Origin of the sequence: Hyphococcus aureus (assembly GCF_042643165.1) — a bacterium.
GTDB classification, from domain to species: Bacteria; Pseudomonadota; Alphaproteobacteria; order Caulobacterales; family Parvularculaceae; genus Hyphococcus; species Hyphococcus aureus.
Window position 1 is genome coordinate 1745740 of record NZ_JBHRSH010000001.1, and the last position, 20497, is coordinate 1766236.

Consider the following 20497-nt stretch of genomic DNA (forward strand, 5'->3'; position numbering starts at 1 on the left):
AATCCGATACAGACAGTTCCGATGGTCAAGCAGAATGGAAGAACATACAAAACAAGAGCTCATCGTGCATCACGAGGTTCGGGACATCTTCCCGACCAATATTATTGTTGCCGAACTGAAGGACGCTCCTGCGCTAAACGCAGCCTTAAAGGAAACAATCCTTGCTCGAAAGGAAGTTTCTGAAGGGCTCACCCGCTCAAACGTCCTCGGCTGGCACTCTGACAGCAAGATGTTGAAATGGGGCGGCCCTGCGGCCCAGACGCTTGCCAAGGCCATGATGCAGCTTTGCGGTCGGCACACGAAAGACCTTGGCGCCAAATCGGGCAGGTCGCGATATCGTATGGCTATGGATATGTGGGCGAATGTCTCGCCCGCTGGCGCGTCTAACCAGTATCACGCTCATCCTTCTTGCCTGTGGTCAGGCGTCTACTATGTCGATGATGGCGGCGATCTAGAAGGGGGTCCGTTGGTTCTGCTCGATCCGCGGTTTCCTATGAACCGAATGTATGGAGCCGATCTTGTTTTTGCTGATGACAATGGCGCGCATCAGAGCACGAAAGTTAGTCTGACCCCGGAGCCGGGGCGGCTCGTGATCTTTCCGTCCTGGCTCATGCATGGGGTGCGGCCACATGCTGGGGAGCGAGACCGGATTTCTGTCGCTATGAACCTTGCTGCGCTGCCGAGCGAAAGCGCCTCGATGCGGGTCAATCTGGCTGGCTAAATAAAACCGCCCAGCTTGCGCGGGGATCACAAACAGCTGAAACTTGCTTTGAACAGAGGAGCGGGGATGATGTTGAAAAAAATTGGCGCCGGATTGGCGCTTTTCCTGACCGCCTGCAATGGCGGCGCGGTTGTGGAAGATGGTCAGTTCGTTCCCGACCAATATGACGTCATTATTCGCGGCGGGACTGTTTATGACGGGTCCGGCGCACCCGGTGAAATCGCAGATGTGGCGGTCAAAGGAGACCGCATTGCCGCGATCGGGTCTTTGACAGATGCAAAGGCGGATCTGGTTGTTGACGCTGACGGGCTCGCTGTTGCACCCGGATTCATCAACATGTTGAGCTGGGCCGTTGAAGACCTTATCGAGGACGGTCGCAGTCTCGGCGACATCTCACAAGGGGTGACGCTCGAAGTTTTCGGCGAGGGCGTTTCCTATGGTCCGTGGTCGGATGAGATCAAGCGCCAGGCGAAAGCGCGCCAGACGGATATATTTTACGACATCGAATGGACGACTCTGGGCGAATATCTTGAGTTCCTGGAGGAAAGCGGCGTCTCTCCCAATGTGGCGTCCTTTGTTGGCGCGACAACCCTGCGCGCTTCGGTGATCGGTTATGAAAATCGCGCCGCGACGCCGGAAGAGCTTGAAGAAATGCAGGCCATGGTGCGCGAGGCGATGCGCGAAGGCGCAATGGGCGTTGGTTCATCGCTGATTTACGCCCCGGCGAATTTCGCCAGCACCGAAGAGCTGACGGCGCTTGTCGCCGCCGCCGCCGAATCGGACGGCATGTATATTTCCCATATCCGGTCGGAAGACGAAGAGCTGCTCGAAGCTATAGACGAGTTGATCGGAATTTCTCGCGCCACCGGCGCTCCGGCGGAAATCTATCATCTGAAGGCGAGCGGGCGCGCCAATTGGGGCAAGCTTGATGACGTCATCGCCAAGGTGGAGGCCGCTCAGGGCGAAGGCTTGAAGATTACGGCGGACATGTACGCCTATCCGGCAAGTTCAACGGGGCTCGACGCGGCGATGCCGCTCTGGGTGCAGGAAGGCGGTTACGAAAAATGGGCGGAGCGCTTGCGCGATCCTGCAATCCGCGCGCGCGTCGGAAAAGAAATCCGCGAGCCTTCCGACAAGTTTGTCAGCGGCATCACCAATGCCGGCGGACCCGAAGGCGTGTTGCTGGTCGGATTCCGCAATCCGGAGCTTCGCAAATATATCGGCAAGACGCTGGCGGAAGTCGCCGAGGAGCGCGGCGCCCCTTACGAGGAAACGGCCATGGATCTTGTGGTCGAAGATGGAAGCCGCGTGCAGGTCGTTTATTTCTCCATGTCGGAAGACAACATCAGAAAGAAGATTGCGCTTCCCTGGGTCAGCTTCGGATCCGACGGCGGCTCCATGGCGCCGGAAGGCGTCTTTCTTGAGCAAAGCACCCATCCTCGCGCTTACGGCAATTTCGCGCGGGTCTTCGCCAAATATGTCCGCGACGAGGGTGTGCTGACGATCGAAGAAGCCGTCCGCAAGCTGACGTCACAGCCCGCCGGCAATCTCAAAATCAAGGACCGGGGCCTTTTGGCGCCGGGTTACTATGCCGACATCGTAGTTTTCGATCCGCAAACCATTCAGGACAAAGCGACATTCGCGGAACCGCATCAGCTTGCCGTCGGCGTTGAGCAGGTGTTTGTAAATGGCGTGCAGACGCTGAAAGACGGCGAGCATACGGGCGCGAAAGCCGGACGCGTTGTGCGCGGGCCCGGCTGGGACGGCTGGAACCAATAGGCGCGGCGAAGGGGCGGGCGTATGGCGCAACAACAAACACTTGAGCGCATTGACCATGCGGACGCGCTGCATAATCACCGCTTCAAATATTACGACTTCGCCATGGCGGCGTTTGTCGCCATCCTGATCTGCTCGAACCTGATCGGCGCTGCGAAACTGGTGCAGCTTTTCGAATTCAAAATCGGAAGCTGGAATGTGGGCATGTTCGGCGCGGGGATATTGTTTTTCCCGCTTTCCTATGTGCTCGGCGATGTCATGACCGAAGTATACGGCTACGCCCGGGCGCGCCGCGTTGTTTGGGCGGGCTTTGGCGCGGTCCTGTTCATGGCTTTCATGTCATGGGTCGTCGTCTCCATGCCACCGGCACCGGGATGGGAAGGACAGGCGGCTTATGAGGCTGTCTTTGGTCTCACCCCGCGCATTGTTTTTGCGTCCATCATCGCCTTCTGGGCCGGTGAACTCGCCAACGCCTTCGTCATGGCGCGGATGAAAGTCGCCTCGGGCGGCAAGCATCTCTGGCAAAGAACGATCGGATCGACCGTGGTGGGGCAGGGCGTCGACAGTGTCCTGTTTTATCCCATCGCGTTTCTCGGGGTATGGTCCACGAGTCAGGTGCTGACCGTGCTCGCCACCAATTATCTTCTCAAAGTCCTGTGGGAGGCCGTGCTGACGCCCGTGACCTACCGCGTGGTGGCGGCGCTGAAGCGGGCGGAGGGCGTCGATGTTTATGACGCCGACACGAATTTCACCCCCTTTTCTCTGCGGTCCTGACCTTTGCCGGAGATGGCTGCGCGCCACGCTTGAAGAGTTGTCCGATTGTAGGGTAAACTGGTCAGTGTAACGCCTTATCAAAAACCCAGAAAAACCAGGGGCGCCATGGCGGACGATCACAGAACCCACCTTCCAGAACCGGGCTCACTTTCCCGCAAAGGAAAAGGACCGCGCATCGCCATTCTCGGCGCCGGTTTTTCCGGGATGGGCATGGCGATCCGATTGAAGCAGGAAGGCTTCGAGAACTTTACAATCTACGAAAAGGCCGGAGATGTCGGCGGGACCTGGCGCGAGAACCGCTATCCCGGCGTCGCCTGCGATGTGCCTTCGCATCTTTATTCCTTTTCGTTCGAACCGAACCCGAACTGGTCGCGGCGTTATTCACCGGGCGCCGAAATCTGGGACTACATGAAACACTGCGCCCAGAAATATGGGCTCCATCCCTCCATCAAGTTCAACAAGACCGTGACCGCGATCCGTCATGACGGCGGAGAATGGACAATTGACTTCGCTGACGGCGCTTCGGTGAAAGCCGACTATGTGGTGAGCGGCCTTGGCGGCCTTCATGAACCAAATATTCCGGATATTGCCGGGCTTCGTGATTTTAAGGGGCCGGTCTTTCATACGGCGCAATGGCGCGACGACATCGATCTCACGGGAAAACGTGTCGCCATTGTTGGGTCGGCGGCGAGCGCAGTGCAGGTTATTCCGGCGATCGTCGACAAGGTCTCCCATCTTGATGTTTATCAGCGCACCCCAAATTGGGTGATGCCGCGCCAGAGCTACTATTATCCGAAATGGCTGAAGGGGTTGTTTGCAAAAGCGCCGTTTCTCGCACGCGCTTATCGCGGATTTTATTTTACGCTGGCGGAATGGCGGTTTGCCGCTTTCAAGAAAGATGAAAACCGCGTCAAGGCGACAGTCCGGAAGATTTTCGAAAAGCAGATGGAAGCGCAAGTTTCCGATCCGGTCTTGCGCGCGAAACTGACGCCGTCTTATCCCGTAGGCTGCAAGCGCATTTTGATCTCGGACGATTATCTGCCCGCGATCCAAAAAGAGAATGTGGACTTGCTGACGGAAGCGATCGAGGCGGTGACGGAGACCGGCGTCAAAACCAGCGACGGCCGCGAACATCCTGCCGACATCCTTGTTCTTGCGACGGGCTTCAAACCTTTCGACATTCTTGAATCGATTGATGTCATCGGTCCTACCGGTCAAAGCCTCAGGGAAACATGGAAAGGCGGGATCGCGGCGCACCGCACGATCATGGCTCCCGGTTTTCCCAATTTCTTTATGCTGCTTGGGCCAAACTCAGGCCTCGGCCATAACTCCGTCATCCTGATGATTGAGGCGCAGGTGAACTACGTCATCGATCTCATCCGCCGGGCGGGGGAGGCGGGGCGTATCGCGCCACGCCCGGAAGCGGCGAAAGCCTATGACGAGCGCATTCAGCACGACCTTCAGGACCGTGTCTGGGCTGCAAACTGCGGCGCCTGGTATGTGGACGAGAACGGGCGGAATTTTACGCTCTACCCTCACAATGTCCGCACCTATATTCGCGAGATGGCGAGGCCGGATTTCACTGAATATGAGATCGAACAGGCGCCCCAATTGGCGGCGAGCTGATTTCCGGCATCGTGAAAAATTTCGTCTCTGGGTTGTGTCCGGAGAGCGCTTTCTTTCAGGCCGCGAATTAACGATAAAATTTTAGCGTAGGCGTTAGGTGCATATATTGCATAAACCTCTTGGCCATGCTTTTTGCAATGCACGCGTGTGTAGCGTTTAGTAAGGGGGATCCTCGTGATCAAAAAGTTTGTAACAGTTTTGGCCGCAGTCGCCACGGTTGGTTTCTCGGCGGCAAGCGCCAATGTCATCACGATCGATGACGGCCTTGGCACAATTGAATGCACGACGAGTTGCGAGGCGTTTACAGGCGCAGGCGGCAATGGCGCTCAGCCGACAGGCGCGGGCACGCTTTCCAGCACTTTTGCAGACTATTACGACGGTACGCCGTCGAATGAAGCGTCTGAAGCTGAACGCCTCAGCATTCTCATTTCAGGTTCTGCGGGATTGTTTGCCGGTACGGATGGGACCCAGATCGCCGGCAATAGCGGCAGCATGATGTTTTCGACCTTAGCCGAGTATGTTGTTTTGAAGATCGGCAATGTTGCGGTCTTCATCAAAAACACTTCCGGCGGATCGCTCAACATCGATTTTACGTCATTTGCTGGAGCAGGTTCTGGTCTCAGCCACTTTACCGAGTTCGGTCAGGTTTCTGACGTGCCGCTTCCGGCCGCCGCCTGGCTGATGATCGCCGGTCTTGGCGGGCTTGGCTTCGCTGGCCGCCGCAAAAACGCCTAAGCGCACGGGCGTTAACTGATTTTGCTTAAGGCCCGCCAACCGGCGGGCCTTTCGCTTTTTGGGCGTGGAATCAGGAAAAAGGCCGCATTTCGGCAGCGCCGCCGTTGACAGTCACGTCCCGCTTGGGTACTTCCCGCCGCTTCTAACGGGTGGCGCGTGGACCGCCGTTTTGATTGCGCCGGGGATGGGCCCCGCGCGCCGGGCCGCGCCGGGAATTGAGGATACGATGTCAAAGCGCATTAGCGCCAAGCACAAGCTTGACCGCCGGGTCGGCGAAAACGTCTGGGGCCGGCCAAAATCTCCCATCAATAAACGCGACTACGGCCCGGGCATGCATGGCCAGCGCCGCAAGGGCAAGCTGTCGGACTTCGGCCTTCAGCTCATGGCGAAGCAGAAGCTCAAAGGCTATTACGGCAACATCTCCGAAAAGCATTTCGAGCGGACCTACAACGAAGCGGTTCGCCAGCGCGGCAACACCGCCGAGCTGTTGATCGGACTTCTGGAAAGCCGCCTCGACGCTGTGGTCTATCGTTCGAAATTCGTACCGACCGTATTTGCGGCCCGTCAGTTCATCAATCACGGCCATGTAAAAGTGAACGGCGTTCGCACCAACATCCCGTCCATGCGCCTCAAAGTCGGCGACGTTGTCGAGGTCAAGGAAAAATCCCGCAACATGGCGCTGGTGCTGGAAGCCCTGCAAAGCGCAGAGCGCGACATACCGGATTATCTTGAAGTCGACCCCAAGAAGATGACGGCGACCTATCTGCGCGTGCCGGAATTCGCTGAAGTGCCTTATCAGTGCACGATGGAGCCGAATCTGGTGGTCGAATATTATTCGTCCTAAGCGACGCCATTTGGATACAAAAAAGGCCGCCCCTTGGGGCGGCCTTTTTTATTATCAGATGATGCAAGGCTTTATCAGTTCAGGCGCGCCTTCATGTCTTCGATCAGGGCGTCGATGCCTTTCACGCCGCCGCCATTATTGGCGATGATCGACGTGAACTGCTCCTGCTGTTCAATCGCCAGCCAGATCTCGTTTGCGCCGGCGTCGAAGATCGACATATTGCCTTCCTTGTCGCGATAGATGCGCCAGTGAATGACAGAGTCAGCGAACTGGTCGCCGGGCTCCGGGTTGGCGATCTTGGAATTGACGATGATGTCATAGGCTGCGCGGTCGACGGAGCCGGTGACAGTCAGGCGCTGGCCGGCGTAATTTTCCATCGTGTTGCGATAGACCATCTTCGCATAGTCCTTGAAGAGCGGGAAATATTCCGCCGCCTGCTCGTCCGTCATCTGTCGCGCGGCGCGGCCGAGAACGAAACGCCCGACCCGGCGCATGTCCACATATTTATCGACCAGTTCATCCACGGCGGCGAGCATGGCTTCCTGATCGCCGCTGGTCAGTCTCGGCGCGGCTTCATCGAGAAGGTTCTGAACATAGGTTTCCGCGGCCTGGTCTGCGGCTGCGGGCTGCGTGAAGCCGATGGCCATAAAGCATGCGGCGACGCAGGCGGTGAAAGAACGGCGGGTCAGTGCTGTCATGAGATACTCTCCCGAAGGGAACTATTCGAGTTCATCGAATTCTTCAAAGTCGCCGATATCCGGCAAGTCTTCATAGGTCGTGCGGCCATTGTTGATCTCACGCTTGCGCGATTGCAGATAGAAACTGCGGATCGAGGCGTAAAAGTCGAGTGAGTCCGCGCGGATGCCGTCGAGCGGTTCGATCAGCGGCTCGCGCGATGTAATGACGCCGGCGCCGGCCTTCGACCATTGAAGATATCTGGCCGTGTCAGTTGATATCCAGAACCCAGGGTCCAGAGTCAAATCGACGCCCGCGCCGAAACCGTCGCGCATGGTGCTCGGCCCTAGAAACGGCAGCACCATATAAGGGCCGGAATCGACGCCCCACACGGCGAGGGTCTGGCCGAAATCCTCCGAGTGCTGAGCAATGCCCATACGTTCGGCCGGATCGCCCATGCCGCCGAAGCCGATGGTCGAGTTGATGAAGAACCGGCCCAAGGTTTCGCCGGCGCGTCCGGGTTCTCCTTGCAGAATGTCATTCACAAAAATCACTGGCGTTCTGAGATTGGCGAGAAAGTTTCGAAAGCCCTTGCGCTGCTTCTTGTGAGTGACGGCGCGATAGGCTTTTGCGGTGGGCGTCATGAGTTTGCGGTCAAGGCCGTCATTGAAGGCGAACATCTTGCGGTTGAAGCCTTCCCAGGGATCGCTGACGGAGCCGTCGGCCTGTGTGTCAGCGGCTTCAAGCTCTTTAGCGAGAGCGTCCGGATCGTCGCCGGCGCCGGAAAGCTGCGCGGAAGCCGTCGTCCCTGCGAGCGCCAGCCAGAAAGCGGCGCAAGGGGCGGCCCAAGTTGCAACATGTAGTTTCATAAACAACGCCCCCTCAGGGCCCCCTCTGGCGGTCCGGTAACACTTACGGGCCATTTTGGCTCCATTTGGCCTAGCATATAAGGCTTCGGGGCGACGTAACAATGAACAAACCTGCACGTTTGCGTGGGATTTGGCCCGAGATTGCTCTCTCATAAAGATATCTTTATGTATCAAAGCCTTGGCGGCAATTATCGGGGAAGAACCTATGGCGCTCGACGCCGCACTCAATATTTTTCGGGCCATCGGGGAAGAAACTCGGCTCCGCATCATGGTGCTCCTGATTCGCGGGGAACTGACGGTGAGCGAGATCACAACGATCCTCGGCCAGAGCCAGCCGCGGGTGAGCCGTCATTTGAAAATTCTCGCCGACGCCGGGCTCGCAGAACGTCATCGGGAAGGGGCGTGGATGTTCTACCGGACGGCGCTCGCGGGCGGCGATCCTTCCTGTGAAGCTGTGATTGAGGCGGCCCGGGCGATCGGGGCGTCCGGGGACCGCCTGCTCGCCCGGGACGCTGAACGTTTCGAACAGACGCGTCATGCGCGTGCAGCGCAGGCCGCCGCCTATTTCGAAGCGAATGCCGGCGAATGGAGCCGTCTTCGCGAGCTGCATCTGCCGGAGCAGGACATCGAGGCGCGCATTCTGGCGCAGGCCGATGGGCCGATGCAGCTTTTTGTGGATCTGGGCACGGGCGCCGGACGAATGCTGGAGATTTTCGCGGGACGTTATGAAAACGCCGTGGGTTATGACCTTTCCCATGAAATGCTGGCGCTGGCGCGCGCCAATCTCGACCGGGCGGGGATTACCCATGCGCAAGTGCGCCATGGCGATCTTTTTTCCCTGCCGCTGGAAGATCAATGCGCCGACGTCGCCTGTTTGCATCAGGTGTTGCATTATCTCGGCGAGCCGGGGGCGGCCGTCGCGGAAGCTGCGCGCGTTCTCAAAAAAGGAGGACGGCTGATCATTTCTGATTTTGCGCCTCATGATCTTGAATTTCTGCGCGAAGAACATGCACACCGCAGGCTTGGCTTCTCCGATGCGGAGGTTGCGGATTGGTGCGCCGCCTCAAACTTGAAACTTGATAAGGTGGAGACGTTATCGCCGTCGCCGGGGGACAAGGAGCGGCTGACCGTAAAAATCTGGCGCTGCCTGGCGCCTTGAGAAAGCTGGCTTCCTGATTAAATTATCCGTAAACGGAAAAATTGCACCTACTGAAAAACACCTGCAATCGCCAGCGCAATCAGTGTGAAAGCCGCTCCGCAAAACAGCCCGCTCACCAAAACGCCGACTTCCTGAAACGTACGCCCCATCGCCCGTCTCCCGTTTTGCGCTTGCCCTCAGTGGAGCCTTGCGCCCGGACGGCCTTTGCCTCGCCGCCGGGAGATAGTGTGTCCCCCAAATCTCCAGTGGCAAAGGGTGCGCCTTGAGGCCAAAGCGCAAGGGGTGCGCGCGCCGGTGGATAAATCCCTGCGGAGTATGGAAAAATAAATTGCGAACTAGTTTTCCACAAAGCCGGGCGCGCGGTTCTGGATTTTGCCGCCGCAGGCCTGTAAGAGCCCCGCACATGTCTTTCTGGGAAAAAATAGAGGCGGGGATCGCCGAGACCAAGCGGCGCACCATTGGGGCCTTGCTGGACGCGCTCGCGGCGCAGAAGCAGCGCCGTAACGAGGCGGCCTTTTCTATCGCGCTGATTGCGCTCTCTGCAAAAATGGCGAAGGCCGACGGGGTCGTCACCGATGACGAGATCGATGCGTTCCGAAGCTATTTCCATTTTCCCGAGAGCGAGGCCGATAAGGTCCGCATGGTCTATCAGCTCGCCCAGCAGGATGTGGCCGGATTCCGGGAATATCTCACCCGGGTCGCCAAGATTTTCGAAGATGCGCCGGAAGTGCTCGAAGATGTGCTCGACTGCCTTTTCCATGTGGCCGTGGCGGACGGCGTCGCCCATCCAAGAGAGCTTGAGCTCCTGGAGGAGGCGGCGAAGGTCTTCAAGGTCTCCAAGCCCGCCTATCATCGCCTGAAAGCGGCCCATCTGGGGCTGGGGGCGGACGATCCCTATCTCATTTTGGGAATTGAGCCGGGCGTCAGCCTGGCGGCGGTCAAATCCGCCTATCGCGCGCTTTCAAGGGATCATCACCCCGACGCCCTGATGGCGCGCGGGGTTCCGCCCGATCTGGTGCGCATTTCCGAGGGCCGGATGGCGGCGATTAATAATGCATATGAGCAGATATTAACGGATTATGCCTAAGACGGGGCGCAAAGGTTGCGTCAGCCTCTGGACCTTGGGTCCGCTTTTTGATCTGATGCACAAGTAGAGTCGCGTTGACGGGGTTCGGTGGAAAAGACCATTCCAGATACAGTCGCAGAGGCGGGCCGAGTTGAGGCCCCGCGGCAATCGGTGGTGAAACGGGCAGGTGAGGCTTTGTTCTTCACTGGCGTTATCCTTCTTTCCTCTCTCGCGGTCATCGCGATTGCTGTCGCGGCGCCTTTCGTGCTGGCGGCTTCGGCTCTTGCCGGGCTGGTGACCAACAAGAAAAGCGCGCGCGGCTGGCGGCCGGTTTCCGCCTGACAGGCCGGCGCCGTCTTTTTCTTCGCTTCCTGACAGATTTTTTCGATTGCCGTTGCGCCTTGGTTCGGCCTAAGGCCGAAGGATCTTTCATCCTTTTCATCCATTGGTCAGTCCATTGTCCGTTCGCGAAATCAGCATCCTCCTTTTGATCTGCGTTATCTGGGGCTTCCACTTCGTTGTCATCAAAACAGCAGTGGGGGTAATGCCGCCGATTTTTTATGCGGCGATCCGCATGGTGCTTGTGGCGGCAATCCTGTCGCGTTTTCTTACCTGGCGAAAAGGGGAGATGCGGTTCGTGCTGATCGGCGGCGTCTGTATCGGCGCGCTCAACTATGCGCTTATGTTCACCGGCATGAAATTCGCAACCGCTTCGGCCGCCGCCATCGCGATTGAATTGAATGTGCCGTTCTCGACGATGCTTGCATTCTTGTTCCTCAATGACCGTCCCGGCTTGCCCCGCATTCTCGGCATTGCGTTCGCTTTCGCGGGCGTCGCCGTGATCGCGCTTGGCGGCGATGGCGGCGGCGGCGAGCATGTGGGTCTTGGCGTCGGTCTGGTGGCGGCAGGCGCCTTTTCTGAGGCGGTAGGCGCGGTCATCGTCAAGCGCACAACGGCCTTCAAACCCCATGAGCTGCTTGCCTGGTTCTCGCTTGTCGGCGCCGTCATCCTTTCAGGCATGACGCTTGTTTTCGAGGACGGACAGCTTGACGCCCTGCAGCACAGCGACAAGCTTTTCCTTGTGGGCGCGATTCTTTATTCTGCGCTTGGCGCCTCGCTGTTCGGACATACGGCCTATTATTGGTTATTGCAGCGCCTGCCCATCAGCGTCGTCGCGCCAAGCGTCTTGTTGACGACGGTCTGCGCTGTCTTTTTCGGCGTTCTTCTGATGGGCGACCCGTTTGGGGTCAGGATGATGGTTGGCGGCTTCATGACGCTTTGCGGCGTTGGCCTCGTTCTTTTGCGCAATGTAAAGAAACAGGCCAAGAATGACGCCCTCGTGCAGCCGCAGGGAGAAGGGGCATGAATATCATCGACGCGCCGTCGCCGAATTTCGACGCTCGCGGAGCGAATATCGACACGGTAATCCTGCATTACACCGGCATGCAGACCGGGGCCGAAGCGCTGGCGCGTCTGCAAAGCGCGGAGGCGCGAGTCAGCGCTCATTATCTCGTGGAAGAAAACGGCGACGTCTATCACCTCGTTGACGAACGCATGCGCGCCTGGCACGCAGGCGTTTCAAGCTGGAAAAGCGAGGGCGACATCAATGCGCGCTCCATCGGGATTGAGATCGTCAATCCCGGCCATGAATGGGGCTATCGGGATTTTCCGGACGTGCAGATCGCTTCGGTCATGGAGTTGCTGAAAGACATCCGCACCCGTCATAATATCCGCCCGGCTCGGGTTCTGGGTCACTCTGATGTGGCGCCGCGCCGCAAGGAAGATCCGGGTGAGAAATTTCCGTGGGGGCGTCTCGCGAAAGAAGGGCTGGCGATTGCGCCCTATGAAGGATCGGCTGAGGCGGGGCTGTCCGTATCCTATGAAGACGCTCTGACCGCGCTGTATGAGATTGGGTATGACGCGCCGAAGGGCGATCATGGCGCTGCATTGTTGGCCTTTCAGCGGCGCTTTTGCCCGGAGTCCTTGGGGCAGGGGTTTGATCCGCGCACCAAGGCCGCTTTGATTGAGACGCAAAAAATGCTTCCCTGAACATCACGGATGTTTGGAGGGGCGATATGCAAGTGAATCGAAGAGCATTTATGGGCGGCGTCACGCTGGCGGCGGGGCTTGTATCGTCAGCGCAGGCGAAGACGCGAAAATCCGGCGGCGCGGGCGCGCAAGCGAAAGCGCTATCAACGCTCCAGGACTGCATGGACCAGCATTGCGCCGATTGGGGCCTTCCCGGCATGACCGCCTGTATGGTCGACAGCAACGGCTTCACCGGTTTTGCGACCTCCGGGCTCGCCGATGTGGACAAGAAAATTGCGGTGGGGCCGGATCATCTGTTTCAGGTCGGCTCGATCACCAAGATGATGGCCTCGCTCGCCGCCTGGTCGCTGATCGATGAAGGCAAACTATCTCCCGATACGCGGCTGGCGGAACTGATGCCGGAACTCATCGTGCGCGGCGGAGAGGACATCACCCTCCAGCACCTGTTGAACCATAATTCCGGATTGCCCAATGGCGCGCCCCTGTTCCTGGACGGCGGCTTGTGGACCGGCAGTAAGCCGGGAACCTACTGGGCCTACAGCAATACCGGCTACAAGATCGCCGGAAAAATCATTGAGCGCATTGACGGTCGCCTTTTCCCTGAGGCGCTGGAGGCGCGGGTATTGCGGCCGCTCGGTATGGATCAATCCGTTGGCGCGCTCCGCAAGATTGATCGGCCCCGTTACGCGCAAGGCTATGAGCCAGCGCTATTCGACCGGCCTCATATGCGCCCCGGTCCGCTCACGGCGGCGCCGTGGGTCGATTATGACGGCGCGTCAGGCTGTGTCGCCGCGACGGCCGGCGATATGGCGATTTTCCTACGTTTCCTGATCGGTCTCGCCGGCGGCAAGGGCGGGGCAGTCTTTTCGGACGAGACGGCGGCGCGCTTTATGGCCGATCCCGCCGCCGCGCCCGGCTGGTCCGAAGACGCGCGTTATGGAAACGGAATTGCGCATATCAACGAAAATGATCGCCCCTATCTGCATCATACGGGCGGGATGGTTTCGTTTTCTTCATCCCTTCATGTGGACCCGGCGGCGGGCGTCGCCTGCTTTGCATCGTCCAACATTCATTACGCTCATGCTTACCGGCCGCGTGATGTCAGTCTACTGGGATGTGAACTTCTGCGCGCGGCGCAGGAAGGAACATCTTTTCCCGAAGCCAAGCCGTCGAGACCAGTCGTCGAAAATCCCGAGCAGTTCACTGGTCTGTACACGGCGGAGAGCGGGGACAGTTTTGAAATTATCGCAACTGACGGCGGCGTTGCGTTAAGGCGTGACGGAGGAGCCGCCAAGATGCAGCCTGTCGGCGACAATTATTTTGCCTGCGCGGACAAGGTGTTTGAAATCACCGGGCTTGAGTTCGAAACGGATGACGATGCGGTAGTGCGCGTCTGGGCGGGAAATGTTGAGTATCTTGCGGAATCGTCAGCAGGCTATCTTCCTGTCGTGAAAGAATTACAGGCGCTGGAAGGGCTCTATGACAGCGATGACCGGTGGGCGCTGCCGACGCGAGTCTATGCGCGCGGGACCAGGCTGAGTGCGAAGAGCGCCAATTGGGGATCCATGCTGGATCGTGCCGATAATGGCGACTGGCGACCGGAAGGGGATGAGGAATCCGCCGAATGGGTGCGCTTTGACAATATCGTCAATGGCAAGGCCGAGCGCGTGGTCGGATCGGGAGAAGTGTCGTATCGGCGCTTCAGCTAGTTCTACGTCCAGACGGCCGCCGTTACGCCTTCAAACAAGACCGTCACGCCAAAGACAATCGCTACCGCCGCCCAAAGGCCTTCATAAGCGGCGTCGGAAATCGTCGCCGCCGAGCGGATATTCATCAGATGACCGAAGCCGAAGTCTTTCGGCGCGCGCAAGGCGGTCCAGACCAGAATGATCGACAGAAAAGCGAACCACGGGGAATTCAGCACAATCACCGAGGCGCCGGCGCCGATGACAAAAGCAAGGGCGGCGAAATGTCGTTCAATCAGGGTCTGCATGTCTCTTCCACTGCGCGAGGGGCAAGTGACAGGTAAGACAGGAATTTTAATTTCACTTGATCGCCGGCGTCGCAGTCCGACCAAAAGTCTCAATCAATTATTTACGATGTTTTTTGGTTATCGCCGACCGGCGAGCGCTGTGAGCAGGAGGGCGAGGGCCGCTGGCGCCGCCTGTATCAACAGGATAGTCGGTTTTGCCGTGACGGCGCCAAATATGCCGGCGACCACAGCGCACAATAAAAAGAAAATCACGACGTCGGTTTTGCGGGTGATGACGCTCCACAACAATCCGGCGGCGAGAAAGCCGTTATAAAGTCCCTGATTGGCGGCAAGCGCCGCGGTCTCAAACGATTGTTCGGGCGTCATGGAGAATATTTTCTGGCCAATCGGGTGGTCCCAGTAAAACATTTCGAGCGCCAGAAAGCCGAAATGCAACAGCGCGACAATAATGACAGCCAGGGCGGCAAGAAATTTCATGTGATCGCTCTCCGTTAGTTTTGAGAAGCCTAAACGAAATTGACGGTCATCGCCATTTCCCCTCAAACGATCAGTGGGTTGAGATCAGGAGCGACCCATTCCTTGCGCGCCTTCACTGAAAATAGCACGCCTTTCGACCAATGTTGGAACAGCCAGTCGCTGCGCCCGAAGCGCGATGCAAAGAGGCTGTTGCAGAGCGCGTGCAGGGACGCGTTCTCCCCCTCCCGGGCGATAAAACCTCGCGCGACAATCAGTGAGGCTTGGGTGATCGTCTCGTGATAGCCTTCGCTATCTGTGTTTGGTGTGCCGACCGCCTCGTTGTAGCGCCGGATCATGCCAGGCATATCGGCTTCGGGGGTGAGGTCCGGACGCTTGAGGATCAGCCAGAACGCCGCCGCCCAATGGGCGCCATGGGTCCATTCCGCCTTGGGGAGCGTGCTCGCCGCGAATCCCTCGCCAATGCGGATGATCTCCGCCTCGGAGCCATAATGATAGAGCGGCGCCATTGGTGTTTTCCCCTCACGCTTGACCTTGCTCTCTTAGACGGCCACATCACACCCCGCCAGACGGTCGGACGGCTGCGGGCGGCGTTTGCCGCGCGAGGAAAGTCCGGGCTCCATGGAGACAAGGCGCCGGGTAACGCCCGGCCGGGTTATCCCTGAAAAGGGGTGATCTGAGGGAAAGCGCCACAGAGAACGAACCGCCTCTTTTTAGAGGTAAGGGTGAAAAGGTGCGGTAAGAGCGCACCGCCGGCCCAGCAATGGGACGGGCATGGCAAGCCCCGCCTGGAGCAAGACCGAATAGGGATGGCGCGCCCCTTTTGGGGCAGGCGTGTTTCCGCGCCGAGCCGTCCGGGTTGGTTGCTTGAGCGCGTCAGTAATGGCGCGCCTAGAGGAATGGCCGTCCCTTCGCAAGAAGGACAGAACCCGGCTTACAGACCGTCTGGCGTTTATTTTTGCGTTGCTTGCGGGAGTCGCTGAATCCCGCGAAAATTTAAAGAGACAGAAAAGAGATAAACCCATGCCTTCTTTTGATATCGTTTCCGAAGTTGATCTCTCCGAAGCAGAAAACGCGATCCAGAATGTGACGCGCGAAATCTCTACGCGCTACGATTTCAAGGGATCCAAATCGACCGTCGAAATGAAAGACGGCGTGATCACTATTTTCGCTGATGACGATATGAAGCTGCGCCAGATGCACGAAATATTGCAGGGCAATATGCAAAAGCGCGGGATCGAACCGGGCTCGCTTGACTATCAGAAAGTTGAGCCGGCGGCGGGACAGTCCGTGCGCCAGCATGTGAAAATCAAGGAAGGCATCGACAAGGAGCTCGCCAAAAAGATTGTCAAGGCGATCAAGGGCGAGAAGCTGAAGGTGCAGGTCGCGATCCAGGGCGAGGAGCTGCGCGTCACCGGCAAGAAGCGCGACGACCTTCAGGAGGTGATCGCTTTCGTCAAGGCGATGAAGCTCGAACAGCCGCTGCAATACCAGAATTTCAGGGACTGATGGCCCTTAAATGCTTGTCGGCCTAGGCATTTCCGGCGGTCTCCGCTAAGACCGTTGGGAGGAATGGAGAGACTGATGGCCGAACTGGAACCGACCCTGCTCGAGATTATCAAGGACCATGCGGTGGGCCTCACAGGCGAGCCCAGCCGTGAAACGCCGATTGCCGATCTCGGCATCGATTCCTTCTCCGTCGTGGAAATCATTTATGAGGTTGAGGAGAAGCTTGGCGTTGAAGTGCCTTTTAACGCCAATGAAAATCCGTTCGGAGATATGGCGACCGTCGGCGATTTGATCGACGCCCTCGACAAACTCATCAAGAAATAGACGCGTCTTATGACTCGCAATGTCGTTGTAACGGGAATGGGCGCGGTAACGCCGTTGGGCGCCAGCGTTGCGGATTTTCGTAACGGGCTTTTCGCGGGACGCTGCGCGATTCAAAAGCGCGAATATACAGCCGACCGATTTTCACTGACCGTTCCGGTTGCGCCGATCGACGGGATCGAAGCCCGCATTAAAGAACTCAGTCCTCAACTCATGCGCGCCGACCGGTTTTCGCAGCTCGCGGCGCTGGCGGCGGAGGAAGCGGCGACGCAATCCGGCCTTGAGTTTAACGATGCGCTGGGCGCCCGGACAGCATGCATCATCGGCACAGGGATCGGCGGACAAACCACCTTCGATACAGGTTACATATCGATGCTGTGCCGCGAGCGCCGCCCGCATCCGCTGACCATTCTCAAGGTCATTCCCAATGCGGCGGCGAGTCATTTGACGATTACCTATGGTGTGCGCGGGCCTTCTTTTGCGGTCTCCAGCGCCTGCGCCACCGGCGCGCACGCAATCGGGGTCAGCGCGGAGCTGATCAAGTCGGGCGCGGCCGATGTCGCCTTTGCCGGCGCAAGCGAAGCGATCCTTTGTTATGGCGCGCTCGAAGCCTGGAAGGCGATGCATATTCTCTCTGATGAGACCTGCCGCCCGTTCTCAAAAAACCGCAAAGGGCTCGTCATTGGCGAGGGTGCGGGTGTGTTGATTCTCGAAGAAGAAAGCCATGCGAAAAAACGAGGCGCGAATATTTTGTGCCGCCTGGCAGGGTTCGGCATGAACGCCGACGGCAAGGACATGATCAATCCCGATGTTAACGGCGCTGCGGGCGCCATGTCGCTCGCGTTGAAAGATCTAACCGTCAGCGATGCGTCACAGGTTTACGTCAACGCCCACGGCACCGGGACGCTCCTGAACGATCCGACAGAGACGAAGGCGATCCGCTCCGTCTTCGGCGCCGGCGCTGACGCGCTCGCCGTTTCCTCGACCAAATCCATGCATGGTCATCTGCTTGGGGCCGCTGGCGGCATAGAGGCGGTCGCGGCGATATTGGCGCTTCGTGAAGGCGTTGTTCCGCCTACGGTCAATTATGACGAACCGGACCCGGAATGCGATCTTGACTATGTCCCAAATGAAGCAAGAGAGCGCGACATCGCTGTCGCACTCTCCAATTCATTTGCCTTTGGCGGCCTGAACGCCGTCACAGCGTTCGAAAAAGTCTAGGCCAGATTTAGGCGGCGGCTTTTTTCGGCGACATGCCATGGATGCCAGCGCGCATCCAGCGGAACCCGCCGATCATCAGCACCAGGCCGATATAGCGGACGATGTAGATGCCGATGTCAGCCTTGAATGTTTTCGCCATGCCGGCGATCGCCGAATAAACCGATTGCAGTTCCGCGCCCGAGGCGCCCATGGCTGCGATTGGCCACACCGTGCGGTCGATGAGAAGCGCCAGAAGGCCGGCTTTCCAGATATTGCCATTGCCCTGGGCGAACATGGCGAACAGGAAAGCGAGGATCACGGCGCGAGGTAAGTCTGCGCCGGAAAAACCGATACCGATAATGTAACTGAGATCTTCCATTTGAGGATCTCCTCCGGATTGTTGCGAGGATATTTAGGCGCCATTAGGGTTAATGGCGCGTAAAAGAAGCGGCCCGAACCCGCAAGTTTCGGGTGTCGCTGGGTGATTTTCCCCGCATAAATGGGCGCATGAACGCTATGACCTCCATCCACCCGTCCAGCCACCCCGCCGTCCGTCTCGAGGCTTTCGAGCCGGTGGCCCGGGCCATTGATTTTCTCACCGCCAACGCGGAAACCCATCCGGGCCTTGAGGAGACGGCGGCGCATGTGGGGCTCTCTCCGGCGCATTTTCAGCGCATGTTCAAAGCCGGCGCGGGCGTGTCGCCCAAGCGCTTCCTGCAATATCTCGCGGCGCAGGAGGCCAAGCGCGCCATGGCCGAGGGCGAGGATGTGTTATCCGCTTCCTTTTCCGCAGGACTGTCCGGCTCTTCGCGGCTGCACGATCTGTTTCTCGCCTCGGAGGCGATGACCCCGGGGGAGTATCGCCGTCGCGGCGCAGGGCTCGTCATTCGTTACGCGTTTCTTAACGGCCCTCTTGGCCGGGTGCTGATTGGCGTTACGGACAAGGGCGTCTGCTGGCTCAGTTTCGCCGATGAGGGCGGAGACGATCTTCATCTTGCAGAAATGACCCATGACTGGGAGGCGGCGCAATTCGTTCAGGACAAGGACTATGTGGCGCCATTTGCGGCGCAGGCGTTTGCCTTTGCGCTCAATCGTAAGATGGAAGAACCCTTGCGCCTTCATGTGCGCGGCACAAATTTTCAGTTGAAGGTCTGGGAAGCGCTGTTGAAAATTCCCTATGGCGCGCGCTGCACCTATGGCGACATTGCATCTGACATTGGCAAACCGAAGGCGAACCGCGCCGTGGGCGCTGCGGTCGGCGCCAATCTGATTTCAGTGCTGATCCCCTGCCACCGGGTGATCTTGTCTTCAGGCGTCATCCACAATTACCGCTGGGGCGTCGCGCGCAAGAAGGCCGTCCTTGCGATGGAGGAGGCGGTCAGGGCCGCCTAATCGGCGAATCTGAAATGATTGCGCTCGCCCATGTCTTCGGGTGGGTCGTCCGACAGATTGCCTTTGAAGATGCGCCAGGCGAACGCCAGCGGATTGCCGGAAGACGCCCAGATGGAAGCATCCTCAAGTTTCAGCTGCAGCAAGGTGAGATTGGGATCGTCCTTACCTTCGGCATACCAGGCGGCGGCGATCGGGTTCCAATATTCCTCAACCTTGGCGCGGTCGAGATTTTCAACGAGCGTTCCCCGGGCGCAGCTATGAAAGTGGCGGCTTTTGGAGACGACAGTAAACATCGCCTTTCCGCCTGAGGCTTCAATGGCGCCGAGCAGGTCGGAATCTTTTTCCGTGAAGAACCAGATGGAATTGCGGTCGGGGTCGCAATAGGGCGACATGGGCTGCAAATGTTGTCCGCTGCCTTCAACGCCGAGCATGCCGGAGTTGACGTCATCGACCTCATCCCAAAAAAGGGATTTGGGATTTTCGCGGGCTTTCTTGAGGTCGGACATGGCGGCGCTCCCGGATGAGAAGGATTATGATCCGGTAACGCGCGCGGCGGTCGATTTGTTCCACGGATGATGGGCCGGGCGCGGCGCGCCTGTTACAATCCGGCGCGTGCTTTTTGGAGAGCCTCAATGCCAATGGAATTATTCACCTGCGCCGGGGGCGCCTTGTGTCTCCCAACCCGAGACGGCGCGCTCGTCTCCCGCGCGGATGGCGGCAATCTGATCGTCAACCCGCCGCGCAAGGTGTGGGAGCGGAGCGAATTGACGCTGGATGAATTGCGCAACTGGTCCTGTCTTGTGGCCGCTGCGGGCGCTGCAATGCTCCGGACATTGCCTCAACTCGATGGCGGCTGCATCAATTACTGGGAGGCGGGCAACTGGGCGCTCAATCCGCTGGCGCCGCCGGAAGGCGGAAAACGCGCACCCGACCACCGCAGCATGCACCTGCATCTTCTCGGGCGCAGCATGGAGTCGGCGGACCCGAACTGGCGCTGGGGCGAGTCGCCGGTTTTTCCGCGTTATGCCGAACGTGCAGACTGGCTGCATGAAAACGACCGTCTAACGCCGGCGGAGGCGCAAGCGATTGTCGCTGCGACCGCGCAGATCCTGACGGATAAATATGGATTTGCGCGGGCTGATATCGACCTGGCCCAGCCATGCCCGTCCTGCGCTTATCCGGTTGCGGGCAAAACGCCGGGGAAGCCTGTGCGCTGCGTGGAGTGTGCGGCGTAAGGCGGCCATAGTCATCGCAACAAAAAACGCCCCGGATGTCTCCGGGGCGTTTTTTGTTGGTGCAAGTGTAGAATATACG

Annotated in this window: 24 protein-coding genes and 1 other RNA gene; 18 read left to right on the forward strand and 7 right to left on the reverse strand. The window is 58.6% G+C overall.

The features are described 5' to 3' along the window. Positions 1–34: 34 nt before the first annotated feature. From ACFOOP_RS08560 to rpsD, 6 genes are all read left to right on the forward strand, one after another. Positions 35–721: a 2OG-Fe(II) oxygenase family protein gene (locus tag ACFOOP_RS08560; protein ID WP_379880493.1), complete on the forward strand. Its 687-nt coding sequence runs from the start codon at positions 35–37 to the stop codon at positions 719–721. A gap of 69 nt (positions 722–790) precedes the next feature. After that, positions 791–2500 (forward strand): N-acyl-D-amino-acid deacylase family protein, encoded by a 1710-nt coding sequence (locus ACFOOP_RS08565; protein ID WP_379881540.1) that lies wholly within the window; start codon positions 791–793, stop codon positions 2498–2500. Between the two features lie 21 nt (positions 2501–2521). Beyond that, positions 2522–3271 (forward strand): queuosine precursor transporter, encoded by a 750-nt coding sequence (locus ACFOOP_RS08570; RefSeq protein WP_379880494.1) that lies wholly within the window; start codon positions 2522–2524, stop codon positions 3269–3271. Between the two features lie 105 nt (positions 3272–3376). Further along, positions 3377–4897, forward strand: a complete 1521-nt coding sequence (locus tag ACFOOP_RS08575) for a flavin-containing monooxygenase (protein ID WP_379880495.1) — start codon at positions 3377–3379, stop codon at positions 4895–4897. 174 nt (positions 4898–5071) lie between these two features. Next, complete coding sequence (locus ACFOOP_RS08580; protein ID WP_379880496.1) at positions 5072–5632, forward strand: VPLPA-CTERM sorting domain-containing protein; 561 nt, start codon at positions 5072–5074, stop codon at positions 5630–5632. Positions 5633–5858: 226 nt separating this feature from the next. Next, complete coding sequence (gene rpsD, locus ACFOOP_RS08585; RefSeq protein ID WP_379880497.1) at positions 5859–6476, forward strand: 30S ribosomal protein S4; 618 nt, start codon at positions 5859–5861, stop codon at positions 6474–6476. Positions 6477–6550: 74 nt separating this feature from the next. Here the strand turns inward: rpsD and ACFOOP_RS08590 are convergent, their stop codons facing one another. Together ACFOOP_RS08590 and ACFOOP_RS08595 are read right to left on the reverse strand one after the other, a co-directional pair. Continuing rightward, positions 6551–7174, reverse strand: coding sequence for an MlaC/ttg2D family ABC transporter substrate-binding protein (locus ACFOOP_RS08590; protein WP_379880498.1), 624 nt, complete (start codon positions 7172–7174; stop codon positions 6551–6553). Between the two features lie 21 nt (positions 7175–7195). Beyond that, on the reverse strand, positions 7196–8020 hold the full coding sequence (locus ACFOOP_RS08595) for an MlaA family lipoprotein (RefSeq protein ID WP_379880500.1): 825 nt from the start codon (positions 8018–8020) through the stop codon (positions 7196–7198). Positions 8021–8225: 205 nt separating this feature from the next. Here ACFOOP_RS08595 and ACFOOP_RS08600 point away from each other — a divergent pair, with 205 nt between their 5' ends. The 6 genes from ACFOOP_RS08600 (at position 8226) to ACFOOP_RS08625 (ending at position 14003) form a co-directional block, all read left to right on the forward strand. Further along, positions 8226–9179, forward strand: coding sequence for an ArsR/SmtB family transcription factor (locus ACFOOP_RS08600; protein ID WP_379880501.1), 954 nt, complete (start codon positions 8226–8228; stop codon positions 9177–9179). A gap of 403 nt (positions 9180–9582) precedes the next feature. After that, positions 9583–10266 (forward strand): TerB family tellurite resistance protein, encoded by a 684-nt coding sequence (locus tag ACFOOP_RS08605; protein WP_379880502.1) that lies wholly within the window; start codon positions 9583–9585, stop codon positions 10264–10266. A gap of 87 nt (positions 10267–10353) precedes the next feature. Beyond that, on the forward strand, positions 10354–10587 hold the full coding sequence (locus tag ACFOOP_RS08610; RefSeq protein ID WP_379880503.1) for a hypothetical protein: 234 nt from the start codon (positions 10354–10356) through the stop codon (positions 10585–10587). A gap of 115 nt (positions 10588–10702) precedes the next feature. Continuing rightward, positions 10703–11611, forward strand: a complete 909-nt coding sequence (locus ACFOOP_RS08615; RefSeq protein WP_379880504.1) for a DMT family transporter — start codon at positions 10703–10705, stop codon at positions 11609–11611. Further along, on the forward strand, positions 11608–12294 hold the full coding sequence (locus tag ACFOOP_RS08620; protein ID WP_379880505.1) for an N-acetylmuramoyl-L-alanine amidase: 687 nt from the start codon (positions 11608–11610) through the stop codon (positions 12292–12294). The genes ACFOOP_RS08615 and ACFOOP_RS08620 overlap by 4 nt, the downstream gene beginning before the upstream one ends. A gap of 26 nt (positions 12295–12320) precedes the next feature. Beyond that, complete coding sequence (locus tag ACFOOP_RS08625) at positions 12321–14003, forward strand: serine hydrolase domain-containing protein (protein ID WP_379880506.1); 1683 nt, start codon at positions 12321–12323, stop codon at positions 14001–14003. Between the two features lie 2 nt (positions 14004–14005). On the opposite strand, the gene ACFOOP_RS08630 is transcribed toward ACFOOP_RS08625, so the two are convergent. The 3 genes from ACFOOP_RS08630 to ACFOOP_RS08640 form a co-directional block, all read right to left on the reverse strand. Then, entirely contained in the window at positions 14006–14287 is a 282-nt protein-coding gene (locus tag ACFOOP_RS08630) for a hypothetical protein (protein WP_379880507.1), read from the reverse strand. 117 nt (positions 14288–14404) lie between these two features. Further along, positions 14405–14764, reverse strand: a complete 360-nt coding sequence (locus ACFOOP_RS08635) for a DUF1304 domain-containing protein (RefSeq protein ID WP_379880508.1) — start codon at positions 14762–14764, stop codon at positions 14405–14407. A 62-nt stretch (positions 14765–14826) separates the two neighbouring features. After that, the gene (locus tag ACFOOP_RS08640) at positions 14827–15270 is read right to left on the reverse strand and encodes a hypothetical protein (protein ID WP_379880509.1); all 444 of its coding nucleotides are present in this window, start codon (positions 15268–15270) and stop codon (positions 14827–14829) included. A gap of 56 nt (positions 15271–15326) precedes the next feature. Between ACFOOP_RS08640 and rnpB the strand changes: the two genes are divergently transcribed. The 4 genes from rnpB (at position 15327) to ACFOOP_RS08660 (ending at position 17812) form a co-directional block, all read left to right on the forward strand. Next, positions 15327–15714: RNase P RNA component class A (rnpB, locus tag ACFOOP_RS08645), an RNA gene on the forward strand. Between the two features lie 70 nt (positions 15715–15784). After that, on the forward strand, positions 15785–16270 hold the full coding sequence (locus ACFOOP_RS08650; protein ID WP_379880510.1) for a YajQ family cyclic di-GMP-binding protein: 486 nt from the start codon (positions 15785–15787) through the stop codon (positions 16268–16270). Positions 16271–16345: 75 nt separating this feature from the next. Further along, positions 16346–16594 (forward strand): acyl carrier protein, encoded by a 249-nt coding sequence (locus ACFOOP_RS08655; RefSeq protein ID WP_379880511.1) that lies wholly within the window; start codon positions 16346–16348, stop codon positions 16592–16594. A 9-nt stretch (positions 16595–16603) separates the two neighbouring features. Further along, entirely contained in the window at positions 16604–17812 is a 1209-nt protein-coding gene (locus tag ACFOOP_RS08660; RefSeq protein WP_379880512.1) for a beta-ketoacyl-[acyl-carrier-protein] synthase family protein, read from the forward strand. 7 nt (positions 17813–17819) lie between these two features. On the opposite strand, the gene ACFOOP_RS08665 is transcribed toward ACFOOP_RS08660, so the two are convergent. Next, a complete protein-coding gene (locus tag ACFOOP_RS08665) occupies positions 17820–18170 on the reverse strand; it encodes a hypothetical protein (RefSeq protein WP_379880513.1) in 351 nt (116 codons plus the stop codon). Positions 18171–18298: 128 nt separating this feature from the next. Here ACFOOP_RS08665 and ACFOOP_RS08670 point away from each other — a divergent pair, with 128 nt between their 5' ends. Beyond that, the gene (locus ACFOOP_RS08670; RefSeq protein ID WP_379880514.1) at positions 18299–19183 is read left to right on the forward strand and encodes a bifunctional transcriptional activator/DNA repair enzyme AdaA; all 885 of its coding nucleotides are present in this window, start codon (positions 18299–18301) and stop codon (positions 19181–19183) included. Here the strand turns inward: ACFOOP_RS08670 and ACFOOP_RS08675 are convergent. Further along, positions 19180–19689 carry a pyridoxamine 5'-phosphate oxidase family protein gene (locus ACFOOP_RS08675; RefSeq protein WP_379880515.1) on the reverse strand — a complete coding sequence of 170 codons (510 nt, stop codon included), beginning with the start codon at positions 19687–19689 and terminating at the stop codon, positions 19180–19182. The genes ACFOOP_RS08670 and ACFOOP_RS08675 overlap by 4 nt on opposite strands. Positions 19690–19815: 126 nt before the next feature. On the opposite strand from ACFOOP_RS08675, the gene ACFOOP_RS08680 reads away from it, so the two are divergent. Next, positions 19816–20418, forward strand: coding sequence for a hypothetical protein (locus ACFOOP_RS08680; RefSeq protein WP_379880516.1), 603 nt, complete (start codon positions 19816–19818; stop codon positions 20416–20418). Positions 20419–20497 lie beyond the last annotated feature (79 nt).

Excerpts from the sequence above, each read along its gene's own strand:
- ACFOOP_RS08560 (WP_379880493.1), top strand. The coding sequence starts at position 35 with ATGGAAGAACATACAAAACAAGAGCTCATCGTGCATCACGAGGTTCGG.
- ACFOOP_RS08565 (WP_379881540.1), top strand. The coding sequence starts at position 791 with ATGTTGAAAAAAATTGGCGCCGGATTGGCGCTTTTCCTGACCGCCTGC.
- ACFOOP_RS08570 (WP_379880494.1), top strand. The coding sequence starts at position 2,522 with ATGGCGCAACAACAAACACTTGAGCGCATTGACCATGCGGACGCGCTG.
- ACFOOP_RS08575 (WP_379880495.1), top strand. The coding sequence starts at position 3,377 with ATGGCGGACGATCACAGAACCCACCTTCCAGAACCGGGCTCACTTTCC.
- rpsD (WP_379880497.1), top strand. The coding sequence starts at position 5,859 with ATGTCAAAGCGCATTAGCGCCAAGCACAAGCTTGACCGCCGGGTCGGC.
- ACFOOP_RS08590 (WP_379880498.1), bottom strand. The coding sequence starts at position 7,174 with ATGACAGCACTGACCCGCCGTTCTTTCACCGCCTGCGTCGCCGCATGC.
- ACFOOP_RS08595 (WP_379880500.1), bottom strand. The coding sequence starts at position 8,020 with ATGAAACTACATGTTGCAACTTGGGCCGCCCCTTGCGCCGCTTTCTGG.
- ACFOOP_RS08600 (WP_379880501.1), top strand. The coding sequence starts at position 8,226 with ATGGCGCTCGACGCCGCACTCAATATTTTTCGGGCCATCGGGGAAGAA.
- ACFOOP_RS08605 (WP_379880502.1), top strand. The coding sequence starts at position 9,583 with ATGTCTTTCTGGGAAAAAATAGAGGCGGGGATCGCCGAGACCAAGCGG.
- ACFOOP_RS08620 (WP_379880505.1), top strand. The coding sequence starts at position 11,608 with ATGAATATCATCGACGCGCCGTCGCCGAATTTCGACGCTCGCGGAGCG.
- ACFOOP_RS08625 (WP_379880506.1), top strand. The coding sequence starts at position 12,321 with ATGCAAGTGAATCGAAGAGCATTTATGGGCGGCGTCACGCTGGCGGCG.
- ACFOOP_RS08630 (WP_379880507.1), bottom strand. The coding sequence starts at position 14,287 with ATGCAGACCCTGATTGAACGACATTTCGCCGCCCTTGCTTTTGTCATC.
- ACFOOP_RS08635 (WP_379880508.1), bottom strand. The coding sequence starts at position 14,764 with ATGAAATTTCTTGCCGCCCTGGCTGTCATTATTGTCGCGCTGTTGCAT.
- ACFOOP_RS08640 (WP_379880509.1), bottom strand. The coding sequence starts at position 15,270 with ATGGCGCCGCTCTATCATTATGGCTCCGAGGCGGAGATCATCCGCATT.
- ACFOOP_RS08650 (WP_379880510.1), top strand. The coding sequence starts at position 15,785 with ATGCCTTCTTTTGATATCGTTTCCGAAGTTGATCTCTCCGAAGCAGAA.
- ACFOOP_RS08655 (WP_379880511.1), top strand. The coding sequence starts at position 16,346 with ATGGCCGAACTGGAACCGACCCTGCTCGAGATTATCAAGGACCATGCG.
- ACFOOP_RS08660 (WP_379880512.1), top strand. The coding sequence starts at position 16,604 with ATGACTCGCAATGTCGTTGTAACGGGAATGGGCGCGGTAACGCCGTTG.
- ACFOOP_RS08665 (WP_379880513.1), bottom strand. The coding sequence starts at position 18,170 with ATGGAAGATCTCAGTTACATTATCGGTATCGGTTTTTCCGGCGCAGAC.
- ACFOOP_RS08670 (WP_379880514.1), top strand. The coding sequence starts at position 18,299 with ATGAACGCTATGACCTCCATCCACCCGTCCAGCCACCCCGCCGTCCGT.
- ACFOOP_RS08675 (WP_379880515.1), bottom strand. The coding sequence starts at position 19,689 with ATGTCCGACCTCAAGAAAGCCCGCGAAAATCCCAAATCCCTTTTTTGG.
- ACFOOP_RS08680 (WP_379880516.1), top strand. The coding sequence starts at position 19,816 with ATGCCAATGGAATTATTCACCTGCGCCGGGGGCGCCTTGTGTCTCCCA.